Below are 17,508 nucleotides of genomic sequence, written 5' to 3'. Positions count from 1 at the left end.
GTTGCCATCCTTCAATCGTTTCTTTAGCAGGTAAGTCGGCAACTTCAACCGTTCCGGGAAACGGGGCGGGGCGGTTTGATCTTGTTGACAAGACTGGGCTAATCGTTCTGATGTGACGTTTTCTGCTGGACGGGTATGAGCATGAAGGCCGTGATTCTGGCAGGTGGCTTCGGGACTCGCATCACCGAAGAGAGCCACGTCAAGCCGAAACCCATGATCGAGATCGGTGGCAAGCCGATCCTCTGGCACATCATGAAGATCTTCTCGTCGCACGGTATCGACGAATTCGTCATCTGCTGCGGCTACAAGTCCTACGTCATCAAGGAATATTTCGCGAACTACTTCCTGCATATGGCGGACGTGACGTTCGACCTCGCCAACAATTCGATGGAAGTGCACAACAAGTTCGCCGAGCACTGGAAGGTGACTCTGGTCGATACCGGTCTCAACACCATGACCGGCGGCCGCCTCAAGCGCATCAGGGACTACGTCGGTAACGAGACTTTTTGCATGACCTATGGCGATGGTCTCGCCGACGTCGATATCGGTGCGCTGCGGGAGTTTCATCGCGCTCACGGGCGTCACGCCACGGTCACCGCGATCCAGCCGCCGGCGCGTTTCGGCGCGCTCGATATCGGCGACGACGTGGTCCGCCATTTCGAGGAGAAGCCGCGCGGTGACGGCCGCTGGATCAACGGTGGTTTCTTCGTGCTGGAGCCGGCGATCTTCGACTATCTCGGCGACGACGCCACCATCTGGGAGCAGGAGCCGCTCAAGCGCCTGTCGCAGGACGGCCAGCTTGCAGCCTATCGCCACGCCGGCTTCTGGGAGGCAATGGACACCCTGCGGGACAAGGTGCACCTGGAGCAGCTCTGGGACAGCGGGCAGGCGCCCTGGAAGCGTTGGCAATGAATCCAGGCTTCTGGAGCGGCAAGCGCGTTCTCGTCACCGGGCACACTGGCTTCAAGGGTGGGTGGCTGGTCGTGTGGCTACGGCGTCTCGGCGCCGAAGTCGCGGGTCTGGCGCTGCCGCCGTCGACGACGCCCAACCTGTTCGATCTGGCGCAGACTGAGCAGGACATCGTGTCGGTCTTCGCCGATATCCGCGATCCACTCGCGGTCAAGGCGGTGTTTGACCAGTTCCAGCCCGAGATCGTGTTTCACATGGCGGCGCAGGCGATCGTGCGAACATCCTATGACGATCCGGTCGGGACCTACGCGACCAACGTCATGGGCACCGTGCACGTCTTCGAGGCGGTGCGGAGCTCCGGCGTGCGCGTGGTGGTCAACGTCACCAGCGACAAATGCTACGACAACAGGGAGTGGGTCTGGGGCTACCGCGAGACGGATCCGCTCGGCGGCAAGGACCCCTATTCCAGCAGCAAGGCCTGTGCGGAACTGGTCACGGCTGCGTACCGGTCCTCATTCTTCGGTGGAACTCGCCGGATCGGCTTCGCCAGCGCCCGCGCAGGCAACGTGATCGGGGGCGGGGACTGGGCGCAGGATCGTCTCATCCCCGATGTGATCGCCGCGATCCGCAGCGGCCAGCCAGTGCCGGTCCGCAATCCGGACGCGGTGCGGCCCTGGCAGCACGTGCTCGAGCCGCTGTCGGGCTACCTTCTGCTCGCCGAGCATCTATGGCGCGATCCGGCTGCCTTCTCGAGCGAATGGAATTTCGGTCCCGACGCCGACAGCGTGCGCACGGTGCGCTGGCTGGTCGATCGCCTCGCGCTGCTGTGGGGTGTACCGCCGCAGCAGATGCCGCAGCCGGGACAGCATCCGCACGAGGCGCGACTGCTGTCACTGGACAGTTCCAAAGCGCGGGCTCATCTCGGCTGGGCGCCGCGTTGGGGCCTCGATCGCGCCGCCTCCGCTGTGGTGGCGTGGTACAAGGCGTTCGAGCAGGGCGCCGCGGTCAAGCCGGTGATGGTTGACCAAATCGACGCTTTCATGAACACACAGCGGGACTAGCCGCCTTTCCAATTGGATGAGTATGATGGCCACCACGTCGACGAGACCGCTTACCGAGATCAGAGGTTGCGAGGTCTGCGGCAATGACAAGCTCGTGCCGGTGCTCGATCTCGGCCTGCATCCCCTGTGCGACGACCTGGTGGCGGTCGGCGATTCGCGCCAGTGCCGCGAGTACCCGATCCAGATCGATTTCTGCCCGACCTGCGCCACCGGCCATCAGCGCTTCCAGGTGCCGAAGGAGGATCTGTTTCCCAAGGATTATCATTACCGCTCGCGCTTCACCGCCGACGTGCTCTCCGGCATGAAGAGCCTCGTTGCGACCTGCGCCGAGCGGATGGGACCGCTGACCGGCAAGATCGCGCTCGACATCGGCTGCAATGACGGCAGCCTGCTCGACTTCTTCCGCGAAGCCGGTGCGACAACAGCCGGCATCGAGCCGACCGGCGCGGCGCAGGACTCCGCCGCCAAGGGCCATTACGTGGTGCAAAACTATCTCAGCACGGAGACCGCGGCAGAGATCCGCCGCGCGGTCGGCACGCCCGACATCATCACCTTCACCAACGTCTTCGCGCATATCGAGGATCTGAACGGTGTGCTTGCGGCGATGAAGACCCTGCTCGGGCCCGAAACGGCGATCGTGATCGAGAACCATTATCTCGGAGCGGTGCTGGACCGGCATCAGTTCGACACCTTCTACCACGAGCATCCGCGAACCTATTCGTACAAATCGTTCAGCTTCATCGCAAAATCGCTCGGCCTCGACATCGTCAACGTCGAGTTTCCTGCGCGCTATGGCGGCAATATCCGCGTCATTCTCGGACATGCGGCCAAGAGCGATGCCGTCGCAGCCGACATCGTTGCGCGCGAGAACAATTTCCAGGCCGAGTTCGCCCAGCTCGCGCGCGACGTCGAACTCTGGAAGGCACGCAAGAGCGCAGAGCTGAAGAAGATCATCGCGGCCCATGGTCCGGTCAGGGCCAAGGCGTTTCCGGGCCGCGCGGCGATCCTGGTCAAGTTGCTGGGACTGACCGAAAAGGAGATTGTTGCAGTCCACGAGAAGCCGGGCTCGATCAAGATCGGGCACTACGTGCCGGGCACGCGCATCCCGATCGTCTCCGACGATGAATTGTTCGCGCATGGCGACCAAGCCAAGCCACTGCTCAATCTCGCCTGGCACATCTCACGCGAGATCCGCCAGTATCTGCAGGACAACGGATACAAGGGGCCCGTGATCGACGTGCTCAGCGCGGACGATTTTCATGCCTGAGGCGCCCGTTTTCACGATCCTCGGATCGGGTTTCGGGATGTACGGCTATCTGCCTGCGCTGATCGAGTGCGGGATGAAGGTGGCACTGCCGGAACGCTACCGTGCGGTAGTTGGCGGCCGAAGCGAGCTCCTCCAATATGTGCCCGAGGTGATTTGGTACCCCGGCACCGAGGAGGCGTTGGCACAGGCGAGCGGGGCGGTGGTTGCGCTTCGTCCTGCCGATCAGGCTGGCTGGATGGCGCGTCTGGCAGACATGCCTGGCATCCGCGAGCTGATCCTGGAGAAGCCGGTTGCGCCGACACCGCAGCTTGCGGCGCAGTTCGTCGAGGCATTCGAGCGCGCCGGCAAGCGCTACCGCGTCGGCTACACCTTTCGTTTCATGCCGTGGGCGGAGCGGCTTCGCGCGGTGCTCAGCGAGAACACCGATGGCCTCTCGCTGGATTGGAGCTTCATGGCGCATCACTATCGCGCCAACCTGACGAACTGGAAGCGGTTCGACGCCAGTGGCGGCGGTGCGCTCCGCTTCTACGGAATCCATCTGATCGCGCTTCTTGCAGAGCTCGGTTACGACGACGTGGCGATGTCGATGCTCGCGGGACCTTCAGACGCCGAGACATCGTCGTGGGATGCCGTGTTCACTGCCAAAGGCCTGCCGTCATTCGCGCTGCGCATCGACAGTCGCGCGCCACATACATGCTTTAGCATCGCGGCCGGACGGCGCGGGAAAACCGATGTGACGATCGTCGACCAGCCTGATCCGTTTTCGTCGGTCCAGCAGAGCTCGATGAACGTTCGCGATCCCAGGGTCGACGTGCTGGCGCAACTTTGCCGCTCGCTGGGCGCGGCCGACGCGAACCACGCTGAGCGTCAGCGCAAGATCATCGCGCTATGGGCTCGGATCGAGGCGGTATCCCGCCGAACATCTGCATCCTGAAGTGCGAGCCGCTACCAGACGCTCCTTCCTCCGTCCATCACCAGGTTCTGCCCGGTCATGTAGCTCGAGGCATCCGAGCACAGGAACTGCACCGCGGCGCGGTACTCGTCGACATCTGCCATGCGGCCCATCGGGATCAGGCGCGTCAGTCGCTCGACGAAGGCCGGATCCTGGTTGTTGAAGACCCCGCCCGGCGAGATCGCGTTGACGCGGACGCCGTGATCGGCCCAGTACGTCGCCAGATATTTCGTCAGTCCGATCAACCCGTGCTTGATCACGGAGTAGGTCACCGGCTTCACCGGCTGTTCCTCCTCGCGCGTCACCTGCGGTTGGCGATAGAGCCGCTGGTCCGGCGCGATCACGCCGAGATCGGAGGCGATGTTGAGGATCACGCCGCGGCCACGCGATGCCATTGCACCGCCGAACACCTGAGCGCACAGCATCGCGCCGGTCAGGCCCACGGCGATCTCGGTCTGCCATTGCGGCACCGGAAACGCCTCGAAGCGGGAGGAATGCATCACGCCGGGTGCGGAGGTCACCTTGGGATCGATGGCCGCGTTGTTGACGAGGATGTCGACGGAGACGCCGCGGCCGGAAAGCTGCTCGTGCGCAGCGCGCACCGAATCGAGTGTGGTGACGTCGATCGCAAGCGCGATCAGGTCGGCAGACGGCGCATTCTGCTTGAGTGCGGCAATTGCGGCTTCGGCCTGCGCAAGTCCGACGTCGGTGACGACGACGCGCGCGCCGGCTTCGGAGAGCGCGGCGACATGCTGCCGGCCGAGCAGGCCGCCTGCACCGGTCACGAGAGCGGTGCGGCCGGTCAGGTCATAGCGCGAGGACGGGCTTGGCATCGGGAGCTCCTGTTCAGCTGCGCAATTGGCCGCCGTCGGCGACCATGACGCTGCCGGTAATGAACGCCGCGCGCGGCGAGGCGAGGAATGCGACGAGGTCGGCAACCTCTTCCGGCTTCCCCAGCCGGCGCAGCGCCACCTCGCGAACAAGCATGTCCTCGACCGCGGCCCTGTTCTCGGCGAGCTTGCGCGCCCAGGTGCCATCGGCGGCGAGGATGTTGCCGGGCGCGACCGCATTGATGCGGATGCCCTCGAGCGCCAGCGGGCGTGCCAGCCCGCGCACGGTGGCGTTCAGCGCCGCCTTCGCGGCATAGTAGGTGACGGGCGCGCCCAGCGCCGCCATGCCGGCGATCGAGGAGATACAGACGATCGACCGGTCGCCGCTGCCGCGCGCCATCAGCGGCCGTGCGGCCTCGATCATGTTGGTCGCGGCAAAGAGATTGAGGTCCATCACCCGCGACCATTCCGCCGCATTTTCCTGCCCCGGCGGCACGGAAGCGCCGCTGCCGACGTTGCAAACGAGAATGTCGAGGCGTCCCCACTGCCGTTCGACCTCGTTCAGCAGCCTGGCTGCGGCAGCCGGATCGGTGACATCGGCCACGTGGACCGACGTGCTGCCGCCGACCGTAGCCCGCGCGGCATCGAGCGCATCTGCGCCGCGGGCCGCCAGCGCGACCCTGGCGCCTTCCGCGGCGAGCGTCGTCGCGATTGCGAGCCCGATGCCGCGGCTGGCGCCGGTGACGAGCGCGACGCGATCATCCAGCTCGAGCTTCATCGCGCGGCATCCTCGATCCAGCGAACCGTCATGTCGCGATATGTCGCCAGCGCGCCGGCGTGATCGCCGTCGCCGGCCCGCGCGGTTTGCAGGATGTATTGTCCCCGATAGCCGGAGCGCTCGATCAGCCGGATCGTCTTGGCGAGATCAGCGTTGCCGGTGCCGAGCGGCACGGTGGTGCCGCCGCGCACGCGGTCCTTCACATGGACGTTGAGAATGCGGGGCGCGTAGGCCTCGATCTCCTCGGCGCTGTCGTAGCCCAGCGAGGCGCTGTTGCCGCTGTCGTAGTTGATGCCGAAGACCTCCGCCGGAAACGCCTCCATGAAGCGGGCGAGGTCGCGCGGTGGCAGATCGGACTCGAAGACGATCTTGACGTTTTGTCTTATGAGCTGCTCGCGGCGGGCGATCAGCACCCGCTTGAGTGTGTCGCTCTCGCTCTCGCGCTCGATCTTGCCGTTGTCGACCAGCGGGATCACGATGAACGCGATGCCGATGCGGCTGCAGGCGGCAATCAGGAGATCGAGATCGTTGACGAGAGCATCGCGCACGACGGCATCGACCTTCCAGAACGGCGCCTGCATGAAGCAATCGCCGGTCAGGCTCGGGATGCGCACGCCGTTCTCGCGTGCCAGCGTCAGAATCTCCTGTTGTCCCGGCTCGGTCATCAGCGGATTTTCGCGCAGCCGTTCCTGATCGATGGTCCATTCCATCCGCCTCAAGCCGAGCGCCTTGGCGCGGGGAAATTCCTCCTGCCATTCGTTCCACGGGAACGCCTGGATCTTGCCGTCGACCAGGGCCGACAGGCGTCCCTGCATGAAGCCGATGCGGTCGAGCGTTGCGGTCACGATGTGCTATCCGAACTAATGGCGAGGCCCTTGGCGGTCCAGCCGCCGTCGACAAAGATTTCCTGGCCGGTCACATAGGCGGAGGCTTCCGACGCGAGAAAGACGGCGGCACCCACCATGTCGGCGGGTTGCCCCCAGCGGCCGAGCATGGTGTGGCGGCGCCGATCCTCGTGCATGACGGGGTCGGCATAGCTCTTCGCGGTCATCTCGGTCGCGACGTAGCCCGGCGCAAGTGCGTTGACGCGGATGCCGTCCGGTGCGTAGTCGGCGGCGAGTGCGCGCGTCAGCCCGGCAAGCCCCGCCTTTGCCGCGACGTAGCCGGGATTGCCGGGGAAGCCGCGCACAGAATTGATGCTGGTGACGTTGACGATCGCCGCCGAGCCCGCGTTCTTCAGGAGCGGATAGGCGGCGAGGATGGTGGCGTAGACGCCGGTGAGATCGGTTGCGACCGTGGCGCGGAAGCGCGCGAGCTCGCTTTCGCCGCCTTCGGCCGGAAGACTGATGCCTGCGGCATTCACGAGTGCGTCGATGCGATCGCCTTTTGCCGCGATGCTGCGGAATGCGCCTTCGATCGCGCTGTCGTCGGAGAGATCGCAGGCAATGGCGGTGACGCCCTGCGGCGCGATTCCGGACCGGCTGAGGCCGAACACGGTGGCTCCGGCATCCTTGAGGCCGCTCGCAATCGCCGCGCCAATGCCGCGCGAGGCGCCGGTGACCACCGCGATCTTGCCTGCGAGCGAGAAGGCGCTGAGATCAGGCATAGCCGTAACTGCGCATGATGGCGGCGCAAAGCTTGACGTCCTCGGGGCGGTCGATCTGGAACATCTTGTGACGATCCATGACGTGGAAGCCGATCTTGCCGCCGAGACGATTGTTCTGCTCGCGCAGGAGGGATGGGATCAGGACGTAGAACGAGCCGTTCTCGAGGTAGCGCTTCTCGATCTGCTGGCGCATGCGGCGGTTGCGATAGTCGTAATTGATCGGCTCCGGGCCGTTCGCGCCGATCCGCCAGTTGAAGTAGTCCTCGACCTCGCAGACGGACAGCAGGCTGTCGAGATGGTCGCGATCGAAGGTCCCAAGCGCGTTCTCGATGTCGCTGGGCTCACGGATCGGCGATGTGGCCTGAAGCGCGACCACGCGCTCGAACCGGCCCAGTCGCGCCTCGGTCGCATCGAGGGCATGCAGCCAGGCGGATTCGGAGGAGGCGAGGTCGCCCGAAATGTCGTCCGGGCGCCGCACGCCGACCGCGCCGGCGGCCTCGGCCGCGGCGAGGATCGCCTCGCTGTCCGACGAGACCGCCACCACGTCGACGCCGCGCGCCGTGCGAGCCTGTTCGACCGTCCAGGCGATCAGGGGCTTGCCGCAGAGATCGAGCAGGTTCTTGTGCGGGATGCCCTTGGAGCCGCCGCGCGCGGCGATCACAGCCAGCGTCTTGCGCGCCATCAGATGTGTCCCTCCAGACGCTCGAGCGCGGTCCAGAAGCCTTCGCCCATGTTCTTGTGGCCCTGCCATATTTCGGGAATGAACGAGGCCGTCGGTGCATGCTTGCGCAGCACCTGTCCGATCTCGTCGAAATCGATCTCGCCTTCGCCGATCTGGAGACCTTCGCCATCGAGGCCCTTGGCGTCGCCGAAATGCAGATGCGCGGTGTGCGGCCCGAGCTGGGCGAGGCCTTGCGCGAAGTCGAAGCCGAAATGATTGGCGGCGAGCTTGGTGTGGGAGATATCGACGCACATGCGCAAACCATGCTTGGCGCAGAACGCGGCCGATTCCTCCGGGAAGATGAAGATGTTCTGGTGGCGCTGGCCGCCGAAATGCCAGGGGAATGGCGCCATGGTCTGCGGCGTCAGCTCGACACCCTCCATGTCGAGCTCGGTCAAGCTCTGCGCAAAGATGCGGTAGCGCTCGGCTTTCTCCTCCGGCGGCAGCGGCTCGTCCATGGTGAAGCCGCCGATATTGGCGACGATGGGCGGGCGCTTGGTCTTGGGGAAGAACTTCTTCAGGCCGCGGGTGATGTCGATCACCGCCTGCGTCTGCTCCAGCGAGTAGCGCCGCAGCGCCTCGTCGGGCGTTGCAAGGTCCATCAGCTTGGAGCCGGCAAACAGCTCCGGCGCATGCACGACGAAACCGAGATCATAGGTGCCCGACAGATAGGCCGCCGGATCGCGCTCCATGTCGCTGTAGCTGAGATGGAATTCGATGATGTCGGGCTCGCAGATCTCCAGGAAGCGTTCGGTATCGTGATAACGCACCGGCACGCCCCAGGGGCGGTCGAAGCGGTAGCGCCGGGCCTTCGCGGCGCCTTCATTGAGGTCGCTCTGGAAGAAATAGTCGTCGGCCGCCATCGTTCGCGTCAGCTTGCGGCCGAGCAGCGCCGGCATCTTCAGCGGCGACAGGCCCTGTCCCGGGCTCTTCACCGCGATATCGCTTTCGGAGATGACGGTGCCGGCCGACAGGTCGCGCGCGGCCACCAGGCTCTTGGCGAGGTTTTCGCGGTTGATCAGCTCACCCTGGCTCAGCGCGCGCTCGGCGAGCTTCTCGCCGCGGGCCGCTTCCACCTCGCGAATGCCGGAGACGAGCGCCTTGAATTCCTCCGGCTCGAGACTTGCGGCATGGTCCGGACCTTCCATCTCGCGATCGAGCGTGATGTGGCGTTCGATGACGAGGGCACCGAGCGCGACGGCGGCGGTCGAAACGGCAATGCCCCGCTCGTGGCCCGAATAGCCGACGACCGGATGGATCTCGCGCAGCGTTTCCATGAAACGCAAATGGATGTTGTGGAGCGCGGCCGGATAGGTGCTCTGGCAATGCAGCAGCACGTAGCTGGCATTGCGGTCGTCGAGGAACTTCGCCGCGGCCTTGATCTCGTCCGTCGTGCTCATGCCGGTCGAGACGATCAGCATCTTTCCGGTGGCGGTGAGGCGGGCGAGCAGCGGCAGGTTGGTGAGGTCGGCCGAGGCGACCTTGTAGGCCTCGACGCCGAAGCTTTCGAGCACGGCGACGCTCTTGGCGTCCCAGGGCGTGCAGAGGTACTCGATGCCCTTGGCTGCGCAGTACTCGGCGATCTTCTTCTGCTGTGCGGTCGGGAGCTCGAAGCGGCGCAGAAGATCGAGTGTATATTCGACGGCGAGGTCGTCGTCTTTCCCGGACAGGCTCGAGGCGCGATAGACCTCGTCGAGCTTGCGCATCTGGAATTTGGCGCAATCGGCTCCGGCCGCGACCGCGGCATCGACCAGCGCAATGGCGCGGTCGAAATCGCCATTATGGTTGTTGCCGATCTCGGCGATGACGTAGCAGGGTTCGCCATCGCCCAGAAGACGGTTGCCGATGCGGACCGGAGCAGGCTGTTTGGGCGATGTCATCAACATTCTCGTCTCATATGCGTCAGGCTGGCTGGGCGGGAACACGCGATTTCCACGTCCGCAGCCCGTTCTCCTCGAACATGATGCGCGAACAGTTGTGCCCCTGCTGTTCCAGCGCCGCGATCAGCTGGTAGCGTTCGAACGGGCGGACGAAGAACATGAAGTAACCGCCGCCGCCGGCGCCGAGCAACTTGCCGCCGACCGCGCCATGCTGCTTGGCAAAATCATAGATCGCGTCGATCGCGTCCGACGAGATCTTGGAGCTCAGCTTCCGCTTGGCGTGCCAGGCCTCGTCGATCAGCCGGCCGCATTCCAGCAGTTGGCCGCGCAGCAGATGCCGTCTTATGTCGCGCGTCACTTCCTTCTGCTTGGCAGCTGCGGCCACCGCGTCGCTGGTCTCGTGCTGAGCCTTCTGGTCGCGGTGAATGGCGCCGGAATCGCGCCCCGCGCCGACATAGCAGAGCACCAGGCTCTCCTCGAGCTCGGCGATGATGTTAGGATCGAGGCGGAGCGGCACGATGGTGTTCTGGTCGGAGAAGAATTCCATGTGATTGAATCCGCCGAACACGGTGGCGTACTGATCCTGCCAGCCGCCGGGGATGTTGAGCATCAACCGCTCGGCCTGGAACGCCATCTCCGCGATCTCGTGGCGGTCCCACTGGTCGCTGCGAAATTCGTTGAAGCAGCCGATGATCGCCGACGAGACCACCGCGGAGCCGCCGAGGCCGGAACCGACCGGGAAGTCGGCGGACACTTCGAGCTCGAAGCCGTAAGTCGGCTTGATCAGGCGCACGACCGACTTGATCAGTGCGAGATCTCCGCCCGTTCCGAGCTCTGCGAGGTTACCGGCCTCGACCGTGCGGCGGAAGTCGTGCGAGTAGATCCGGATGCTGGGATCGCTCCGGCGCCGCAACGTCGCGTGAGCGTACATCTTGATCGTGGCGCTGATGACCGCGCCGCCGTCATTCGCCACGAAGTAATGCGTCAGATCGGTGCCGCCGCCGGAGAAGCTGATCCGCACCGGCGAGCGGGCGCGCGCGAACACCTCGCTCTCTTCCGACAGGTTGAACAGTTCGCGGCTGAACACGTCGACCAGCCGTCCCTCGCCATCCAGGATCGGCACCACGTGGACGCGCTGGTCGAGCAGCTTGAGGATCTGCTCGCGTGGCCCGCCGGTCGGTGCCCAGACGAATTTGCGGTTGATGCAGGACCCAACCTGGTCCTGGATCGTGATACCCGTCAGCATGCGCCTGCGGATGTCGCCGTCCGTCACGGCGCCGACGATTCGCCCGCTCGCGTCCTGCGCGAACAGGATGCCGAGCATGTTCGCGTTCAGGCGCCGGAAGGCTTCCTCAATGGTCTCCGTCTCGGCGATCGTGACGAGGGTTCGGTCAAGCACGTTTTGGGGTCCAGAAAGGGCCGATTCCGGCCATATCGCAGCGTCTGGTAATACGGGAGCAGCCCGGACGATGCAAGGTTCCTGCGCCCGGCGGCATCGCAGCCATGGCCCGAAGGTCGGGCTCTACGCTCGTCATCTTCGTCGCGCCGCGAGCTCGTTCCGCGCTCCCGCATTCGCGGAGGGATGTGCTCAGCCCCGGCAATGACCTGCTGTCGAAATCGAGCTGAGGTTAGCGCTCGTCCACGATGACCTTACCGTCATTCGGCAGCGTGCCGGGACCGACCAGCTCGACGGCTCCTCCGAGCTTCGTTATCGCGCGCAAGCTGGCCGCGATGTCGTCGCGGAGCGAGTCGCCAGCAGTCGTGGCTTCCGCTCTCAACGTCATGGCGTCGGTCTCGCCTTGGCGCGTGACGACGAGGCGAAGTCTTCCGAGCCCCGCGTGGCGCTTGCCGATCTCGGCGATCTGCTCGGGACGGACGAACATGCCCTTGATCTTGGTGGTCTGGTCGGCGCGGCCCATCCAGCCTTTGATGCGCATGTTGGTGCGCCCGCACGGGCTCGTGCCGGGCAAGGCTGCGGTGAGGTCGCCGAGCGCGAGCCGGATCCAGGGATGGTGCGGGTCGAGCGAAGTCACGACAATCTCGCCGACGTCACCTGGTGCGACCGGATCGCCCGTGCCGGGCTTGACGATCTCCAGGATCAGATCCTCGTTCACGACCATGCCTTCGCGTGCCTCGGTCTCGAAGGCGATGAGGCCGAGATCGGCGGTACCGAAGGCCTGGTAGGCATCGATGCCGCGCCCCTTGATCTCGGCCTGCAGCGAGGGCGGGAACGCAGCGCCCGAGACCAGCGCGCGCTTGATCGAGGAAACGTCACGCCCCGAGCTTGCCGCGGCATCGAGCAGGATCTTCAAGAAGTCCGGCGTGCCGCTGTAGCCGACCGGCCGGTAGGCCTCGATCAGCTCGAACTGCTGCTCTGTGTTGCCGGGGCCGGCGGGGATCACCGCGCACCCTAGCGCCCGCGCCGACGCATCGAAGATGAATCCCCCGGGGGTGAAATGGTAGCTGAAGGTATTGAGGACGATGTCGTCGGGGCGGAACCCGGCTGCGAACAGCGCCCTTGCGCCGCGCCAGGGATCGGCTTGTCGCCCTTCCGGCTCGAAGATCGGACCGGGGGAGGTGAAGAGACGGGCGAACGAGCCAGGCGCCGCCGCCACGAAGCCTCCGAAGGGTGCGGAGGCCTTGTGCAGGGCGGGCAGTTCCGACTTGCGCAACACCGGCAAATCCGCCAGAGCCGCCCTGGAGGTCACGGCGGCGGGATCTAAGCCTTTGAGCCGCTCGGCATAGGCCGGGGCGGCCATCGCGGCTCGCAGCACCTCCGGGAGGCGGGCGAACAGGTCGGCCTCGCGCGCGGCCTGCTCACGCGTCTCGCGGGCGTCGTAATGGGCGGTCATGGCTGTTCTTTCCGTGTTGGCATCCGTTGCGCGCCGCCACCGGCATGGCTATCAGACCGCCATTGGCGAGGCTTGAAAGGGATCCGATGGCGGACGAAGGAATCATCGCGGCCGACGAGGCGTCGAACGTCGTTGCGCGCCTGAAGCGCCGTATGATCGACGCGGCGCTGCCGCTGTGGTCGACGGTCGGCTGGGATCACGCCGCGGGCGGCTTCATCGACAGGCTGCACCGCGACGGTGCGGCGGATGCGGCCGCGCCCCGGCGCGTGTTCGTGCAGGCCCGCCAGATCTGGTGCTACGCCAAGGCGGCACAGATGGGCTGGTATCCCGAGGGGCGCGCGATTGCGCTGAAGGGGCTGGAGCACCTGCTGGCCAAAGCGAAAGCGCCCGATGGCCGGCCCGGCTATGTGCACCGGCTGACGCCGGACGGATCGGTGCTGGATGCCCGGCGCGATGCCTATGACCACGCCTTCATCCTGTTTGCGCTCGCCAGCGTCTATGCGCTCGACCAGGATGCGCAGGTCCGCGCCGAGATCGATGCGCTGCTCGCCTTCCTCGACGGCCACCTGCGCTCGCCGCATGGCGGCGTTCACGAAGGCCTTCCGGTCTCGCTGCCGCGCCGGCAGAACCCGCATATGCATCTGTTCGAGGCGATGATCGCGTGCTTCGAGGCGACGCATGATCTGTCGTTCCAGAACCGTGCCGGAGAATTCTTCGCACTGTTCCTCGCCAACCTCTACGACAAGCAGAAGCACGTATTGTCCGAGTATTTCGAGGAGGACTGGTCGAAGATCGAGCCGGTCAGCGTCGAGCCGGGCCACCAGGCGGAATGGGTCTGGCTGCTGAAGAATTTTGAACGCATCACGGGATGCCCGACCGGCCAGCGGCGTGCGGAATTGCTGGAGACCTCGCTGCGCTATCGTGACGAGGCAACGGGCTGCCTCGTCGACGAGGGCGATGCAAGCGGCAACATCCGCCGCAGCACGCGCCGGCTGTGGCCGCAAACCGAGATCGCGAAGGCGTGGATCGCGCAGGCCGAATCTGGCGAGGCGGGTGCGGCGGACGAGGCGCGCGCGGCGTTGGTGCGGCTCGAACGGCATTATCTCAGCCATCCCGTCAAGGGCGGCTGGTACGACCAGTTCGATCGCGACGGCAGATCGCTGATCGACATCATTCCTGCGTCGTCGTTCTATCATGTTCTCTGCGCGGTCACGGAAGCCGAGCAGGTGCTCGGCTAGGCTCCTTGTGGATCATAGCCAGCGCTTGCGCCGCTTGAAGCTCTTGAGGTTCTTGAAGCTCTTGCGCTGGTCGCCGGCGCCGCCGAGGTAGAATTCCTTGACGTCCTCATTGTCGCGCAATGCGTCGGCGCTGCCATCGAGCACGACCTTGCCCTGTTCCATGATGTAGCCGTGGCTCGCCACGGAGAGCGCCGCGCGTGCATTCTGCTCGACCAGCAGGATGGTGACGCCGAGATCGCGGTTGATCTTCTGGATGATCGAGAACACCTCTTTCACCAGCAGCGGCGACAGGCCCATCGAAGGCTCGTCCATCAGGATCATCTTCGGGCGCGCCATCAGCGCGCGGCCGATTGCGAGCATTTGCTGCTCACCACCGGAGAGATAACCGGCAAGGCCGGTGCGCTCCTTCAAGCGCGGGAAATAGCTGAAGACCATGTCGAGATCGGCATCGACCTCGCGGTCCCGGCGCGTGAAGGCGCCGAGCTTGAGATTCTCGAGCGAGGTCATGTCGGCGACGATGCGCCGGCCCTCCATCACCTGGAAGATGCCGCGGCGGACGATCTTGTCGGGATCGATGCCGTTGATCCGCTCGCCCTCGAACAGGATCTCGCCGCGCGTCACCTCGCCGTCCTCGGTCTTGAGCAGCCCCGAGATCGCCTTGAGCGTCGTGGACTTGCCGGCGCCGTTGGCCCCGAGCAGCGCCACGATCCCGCCCTTGGGCACGTCGAGGCTGAGGCCGCGCAGCACCAGGATCACATCGTCATAGACGACCTCGATGTTGCGCACGGCGAGGAGGGGAGCGGACGCCACGGCGGTTGGCTTGGCGCGGGATGCTTCGAGGGTGTCGGTCATGCTTCAAACTCCGCTGTCGTCGCCCGGCTTGACCGGGCGACCCAGTATTCCAGAGGCGCCTGAGATTCATCGAGAAGCCGCAGCGTACTGGATCCCCCGCCCGGGTGCGCAATTGCGCACAACGCGAGGGATGACAGTGTTCGCGTGGTGAAAGCCGGGCTCACCACCCCAGCCATTCCGGCTTGCGCGGCAGCTCGACGGTCTTGACCTTCTCGAGCTTGATCGTGCCGTTGGCCATCAGGTCGTTCAGGTCGGCATTGGTCGAACCGGAGACCTTGGTGCGATAGAGATCGACCTTGAGGGTGCCGCGATGGTCCTTGTTGGTCCAGGTCGAGGGATTGCAGACGCCGTCCATGCCGGCCGGCACCCAGTCCTTCTTCTGGTAGAAGCCCTTGGCGACGTTCTCACCGGTGGCACCTCCGTTCTTGGCGGCCCAGTCGAGCGCTTCCCTGGCGTAGAGAGCGCTACAGACGCCTGCGATATAGTGCACCGGGCGATAGGCCTTGCCGCTTGCATCCGATATTTTCGAGATTTCCATCACCGTCTTCATGCCTGGCGCGTTGCCGCCCCAGGTTACGGCCGTGCGTAGCGGGAAGACGACGCCGTCGGCGGCGTCAGCCGCGGTCTTGGCGGCGTTCTCGTCCATGCCCCAGACATTGCCGAGGAACTGCACGTCCACGCCGGCGGTCTTGCAGGCCTTGAGCACGGAGATGTTCGAGGCTGCGGTGTTGCCGAGATAGGCGTAGTTGGCGCCGGAGCTCTTCAGGCTGAGGCATTGCGCGGAGTAATCGCCGGGCGTCAGCGCGAACACGATCGGCGGCAGCACTTCGAAGCCGAGCTCATTGGCGATCGCCTCGCCGGCGGCCTTCGGCGCGTTCGGGTACGGATGATTGCCGCCCATATGGACGAATTTCGGCTTACCGCTCTTGCCCTTGGCCTTCCAGTCTTCCGCTGCCCAGGTCACCAATGCCCGCATCGCGTCCGAATAGCTCGGACCGTAGAAGAAGTTGTAGGGCGCGGGTTTGGCCTTGCCGCTCACGCCTTCCGGATCGGTCAGCGCCGCCGCGTAGGAGGCGGAGATATAGGGAATCTTGTCCTGCGCGACAAAGCCGGTCAGCGCTTCGGTATCGGCGGTACCCCAGCCCATGATCGTTGCAACCTTGCCATCCGGCGCCGACCACTTCTTGTAGAGCGCGATCGCGCGCGGCACCTGATAGCCGTAGTCGTTGGTATCGAGGTTGACCTGCTTGCCGCCGATACCGCCGTTCTTGTTGATCCAGGCAAAGGTGTCGGCGACGGCCTGGCCGTAGGGCGTGCCAACGTCCGACGTCGCACCGGAGTAGTCGGCGAGATGGCCGACGGCGATCTGGGCCTGCGCACTGGCCGCAAAACCAGCGATCGCAAACGCGAGCGACGCGGTGCTTAAAAGCGATTTGGTCTTCATGGGTTGGTTCCTCCTGTTATCGTTTAAGTGAAGTAGCCGTGCTCAATGCGAGAACGGGTAGAGTTTCCAATACGCCTTGATCTGTCGCCAGCGATGCGCGAGCCCATCGGGCTCGAACATCAGGAATGCGATGATGATCACCCCGATCGCGATCTCGCGCAGAAAGGTGATGTTGGTGTTAAGCGAGAGCGCCTTGTCGATCGCGCCGCCCTTCAAATGATGGCTGATGAACTCCATCGCCTCGGGCAGCAGCACCACGAAGGCGGTGCCCATCAGCGTGCCCATGATCGAGCCGGTGCCGCCGATGATGATCATGGCCAGGAACAGTATTGAGCGCTCGATGCCGAAGCCTTCCTGGGAGACCACGAGCTGATAGTGCGCGTAGAGCGCGCCCGCGATGCCGGCGAAGAAGGCGGCGAGACCGAACGACAGCGTGCGGTACCTGGTGAGGTTGATGCCCATGATCTCGGCGGAGAGATAATGGTCGCGGATCGCCACCAGCGCGCGGCCATCGCGCGTGCGCATCAGGTTGGTGACGAGGATGTAGCTCAAGAGCACGTAGGCCAGCACGACATAGAAATATTGCCGGTCGCCCCGCAGCGTGTAGCCGAAGATCGAGAACGGCTCGGCGCTTGCCGGCACCGATCCGCCTGAGAACCACTCGGCGCGCGAGAAGAAGTCGAGCAGGATGTATTGTGCGGCGAGCGTCGCGATGACGAGGTAGAGTCCTTTCAGCCGCGCCGCGGGGATGCCGAAGACCAGTCCGACCAGCGCGGTGACGAGCCCCGCGAGCGGGATCGCAAAGAACACCGGGATCGGCGCGTTGTTCGAGATGTAGGCCGAGGTGAAGGCGCCGAGCAGGAAGAAGGCCGCGTGTCCGATCGAGATCTGGCCGGTGAAGCCGACCAGGATGTTGAGGCCGAGCGCCGCGATCGAGAAGATGCCTATCTGGATCAAGATGCTGAGCCAGTAGCCGCTGAAGAATTGCGGCGCGAGGCAGAGCAGTGCGACGCCCAGAATTGCGAAGTTGCGGCTGGTGGTGGTCGGAAAGATCGTGGTGTCCGCGGCGTAAGTGGTGCGGAAATCACCAGCGGGGATGAGGGCAGGGCCGGCCATGG

16 protein-coding genes are annotated in these 17,508 nt (G+C 64.9%); 5 read left to right on the top strand and 11 right to left on the bottom strand.

Going from position 1 to position 17,508, the window contains the following annotated elements; translation table 11 throughout:
• Window positions 1-141 precede the first annotated feature (141 nt).
• From rfbF to ACVWYQ_RS11155, 4 genes are read left to right on the top strand one after another with little or no spacing between them, the layout of a single operon-like run.
• The gene (rfbF, locus tag ACVWYQ_RS11170) at window positions 142-912 is read left to right on the top strand and encodes a glucose-1-phosphate cytidylyltransferase (RefSeq protein ID WP_271537330.1); all 771 of its coding nucleotides are present in this window, start codon (window positions 142-144) and stop codon (window positions 910-912) included.
• Window positions 909-1,970 carry a CDP-glucose 4,6-dehydratase gene (rfbG, locus tag ACVWYQ_RS11165; protein ID WP_271537332.1) on the top strand — a complete coding sequence of 354 codons (1,062 nt, stop codon included), beginning with the start codon at window positions 909-911 and terminating at the stop codon, window positions 1,968-1,970. Before rfbF ends, rfbG begins: the two co-directional genes overlap by 4 nt.
• Before the next feature lie 25 nt (window positions 1,971-1,995).
• Window positions 1,996-3,237 (top strand): class I SAM-dependent methyltransferase, encoded by a 1,242-nt coding sequence (locus ACVWYQ_RS11160; protein ID WP_271537334.1) that lies wholly within the window; start codon window positions 1,996-1,998, stop codon window positions 3,235-3,237.
• Complete coding sequence (locus ACVWYQ_RS11155; RefSeq protein WP_271537336.1) at window positions 3,230-4,171, top strand: Gfo/Idh/MocA family oxidoreductase; 942 nt, start codon at window positions 3,230-3,232, stop codon at window positions 4,169-4,171. The genes ACVWYQ_RS11160 and ACVWYQ_RS11155 overlap by 8 nt, the downstream gene beginning before the upstream one ends.
• 11 nt (window positions 4,172-4,182) lie before the next feature.
• On the opposite strand, the gene ACVWYQ_RS11150 is transcribed toward ACVWYQ_RS11155, so the two are convergent.
• From ACVWYQ_RS11150 to ACVWYQ_RS11115, 8 genes are all read right to left on the bottom strand, one after another.
• The gene (locus ACVWYQ_RS11150; protein WP_404539554.1) at window positions 4,183-5,022 is read right to left on the bottom strand and encodes an SDR family oxidoreductase; all 840 of its coding nucleotides are present in this window, start codon (window positions 5,020-5,022) and stop codon (window positions 4,183-4,185) included.
• 13 nt (window positions 5,023-5,035) lie between these two features.
• Entirely contained in the window at window positions 5,036-5,797 is a 762-nt protein-coding gene (locus ACVWYQ_RS11145) for an SDR family NAD(P)-dependent oxidoreductase (protein WP_271537340.1), read from the bottom strand.
• Window positions 5,794-6,642 (bottom strand): sugar phosphate isomerase/epimerase family protein, encoded by an 849-nt coding sequence (locus tag ACVWYQ_RS11140; RefSeq protein ID WP_271537342.1) that lies wholly within the window; start codon window positions 6,640-6,642, stop codon window positions 5,794-5,796. The genes ACVWYQ_RS11145 and ACVWYQ_RS11140 overlap by 4 nt, the downstream gene beginning before the upstream one ends.
• A complete protein-coding gene (locus ACVWYQ_RS11135) occupies window positions 6,639-7,403 on the bottom strand; it encodes an SDR family oxidoreductase (protein ID WP_404539558.1) in 765 nt (254 codons plus the stop codon). Before ACVWYQ_RS11135 ends, ACVWYQ_RS11140 begins: the two co-directional genes overlap by 4 nt.
• Window positions 7,396-8,085, bottom strand: a complete 690-nt coding sequence (locus ACVWYQ_RS11130; RefSeq protein WP_404539561.1) for an acylneuraminate cytidylyltransferase family protein — start codon at window positions 8,083-8,085, stop codon at window positions 7,396-7,398. Before ACVWYQ_RS11130 ends, ACVWYQ_RS11135 begins: the two co-directional genes overlap by 8 nt.
• Window positions 8,085-10,004, bottom strand: a complete 1,920-nt coding sequence (locus tag ACVWYQ_RS11125; protein WP_456725615.1) for an N-acetylneuraminate synthase family protein — start codon at window positions 10,002-10,004, stop codon at window positions 8,085-8,087. The genes ACVWYQ_RS11130 and ACVWYQ_RS11125 overlap by 1 nt, the downstream gene beginning before the upstream one ends.
• Window positions 10,005-10,026: 22 nt before the next feature.
• Complete coding sequence (locus ACVWYQ_RS11120; RefSeq protein ID WP_404539566.1) at window positions 10,027-11,403, bottom strand: GHMP family kinase ATP-binding protein; 1,377 nt, start codon at window positions 11,401-11,403, stop codon at window positions 10,027-10,029.
• A 229-nt stretch (window positions 11,404-11,632) separates the two neighbouring features.
• On the bottom strand, window positions 11,633-12,856 hold the full coding sequence (locus tag ACVWYQ_RS11115) for a phenylacetate--CoA ligase family protein (RefSeq protein WP_456725614.1): 1,224 nt from the start codon (window positions 12,854-12,856) through the stop codon (window positions 11,633-11,635).
• Window positions 12,857-12,942: 86 nt separating this feature from the next.
• Here ACVWYQ_RS11115 and ACVWYQ_RS11110 point away from each other — a divergent pair, with 86 nt between their 5' ends.
• On the top strand, window positions 12,943-14,094 hold the full coding sequence (locus ACVWYQ_RS11110; protein ID WP_157285545.1) for an AGE family epimerase/isomerase: 1,152 nt from the start codon (window positions 12,943-12,945) through the stop codon (window positions 14,092-14,094).
• Between the two features lie 12 nt (window positions 14,095-14,106).
• Here the strand turns inward: ACVWYQ_RS11110 and ACVWYQ_RS11105 are convergent, their stop codons facing one another.
• The 3 genes from ACVWYQ_RS11105 to ACVWYQ_RS11095 form a co-directional block, all read right to left on the bottom strand.
• Complete coding sequence (locus tag ACVWYQ_RS11105; protein ID WP_404539572.1) at window positions 14,107-14,946, bottom strand: ABC transporter ATP-binding protein; 840 nt, start codon at window positions 14,944-14,946, stop codon at window positions 14,107-14,109.
• A gap of 160 nt (window positions 14,947-15,106) precedes the next feature.
• Entirely contained in the window at window positions 15,107-16,390 is a 1,284-nt protein-coding gene (locus ACVWYQ_RS11100) for an ABC transporter substrate-binding protein (protein WP_036015698.1), read from the bottom strand.
• A gap of 42 nt (window positions 16,391-16,432) precedes the next feature.
• Window positions 16,433-17,506 carry a branched-chain amino acid ABC transporter permease gene (locus tag ACVWYQ_RS11095; RefSeq protein WP_157285543.1) on the bottom strand — a complete coding sequence of 358 codons (1,074 nt, stop codon included), beginning with the start codon at window positions 17,504-17,506 and terminating at the stop codon, window positions 16,433-16,435.
• Between the last annotated feature and the right edge of the window lie 2 nt (window positions 17,507-17,508).

This window comes from Bradyrhizobium sp. USDA 3397 (genome assembly GCF_054060965.1).
The sequence above is the reverse complement of the archived record's forward strand: the minus strand, read 5'-3'. Positions and strand labels throughout refer to the sequence as shown.

Coding starts and splice junctions, on each gene's coding strand:
- ACVWYQ_RS11110 (WP_157285545.1), top strand. CDS start 12,943: ATGGCGGACGAAGGAATCATCGCGGCCGACGAGGCGTCGAACGTCGTT.
- ACVWYQ_RS11130 (WP_404539561.1), bottom strand. CDS start 8,085: ATGGCGCGCAAGACGCTGGCTGTGATCGCCGCGCGCGGCGGCTCCAAG.
- rfbF (WP_271537330.1), top strand. CDS start 142: ATGAAGGCCGTGATTCTGGCAGGTGGCTTCGGGACTCGCATCACCGAA.
- ACVWYQ_RS11160 (WP_271537334.1), top strand. CDS start 1,996: ATGGCCACCACGTCGACGAGACCGCTTACCGAGATCAGAGGTTGCGAG.
- ACVWYQ_RS11145 (WP_271537340.1), bottom strand. CDS start 5,797: ATGAAGCTCGAGCTGGATGATCGCGTCGCGCTCGTCACCGGCGCCAGC.
- ACVWYQ_RS11155 (WP_271537336.1), top strand. CDS start 3,230: ATGCCTGAGGCGCCCGTTTTCACGATCCTCGGATCGGGTTTCGGGATG.
- ACVWYQ_RS11125 (WP_456725615.1), bottom strand. CDS start 10,004: ATGACATCGCCCAAACAGCCTGCTCCGGTCCGCATCGGCAACCGTCTT.
- ACVWYQ_RS11100 (WP_036015698.1), bottom strand. CDS start 16,390: ATGAAGACCAAATCGCTTTTAAGCACCGCGTCGCTCGCGTTTGCGATC.
- ACVWYQ_RS11115 (WP_456725614.1), bottom strand. CDS start 12,856: ATGACCGCCCATTACGACGCCCGCGAGACGCGTGAGCAGGCCGCGCGC.
- ACVWYQ_RS11135 (WP_404539558.1), bottom strand. CDS start 7,403: ATGCCTGATCTCAGCGCCTTCTCGCTCGCAGGCAAGATCGCGGTGGTC.
- ACVWYQ_RS11150 (WP_404539554.1), bottom strand. CDS start 5,022: ATGCCAAGCCCGTCCTCGCGCTATGACCTGACCGGCCGCACCGCTCTC.
- ACVWYQ_RS11105 (WP_404539572.1), bottom strand. CDS start 14,946: ATGACCGACACCCTCGAAGCATCCCGCGCCAAGCCAACCGCCGTGGCG.
- ACVWYQ_RS11095 (WP_157285543.1), bottom strand. CDS start 17,506: ATGGCCGGCCCTGCCCTCATCCCCGCTGGTGATTTCCGCACCACTTAC.
- rfbG (WP_271537332.1), top strand. CDS start 909: ATGAATCCAGGCTTCTGGAGCGGCAAGCGCGTTCTCGTCACCGGGCAC.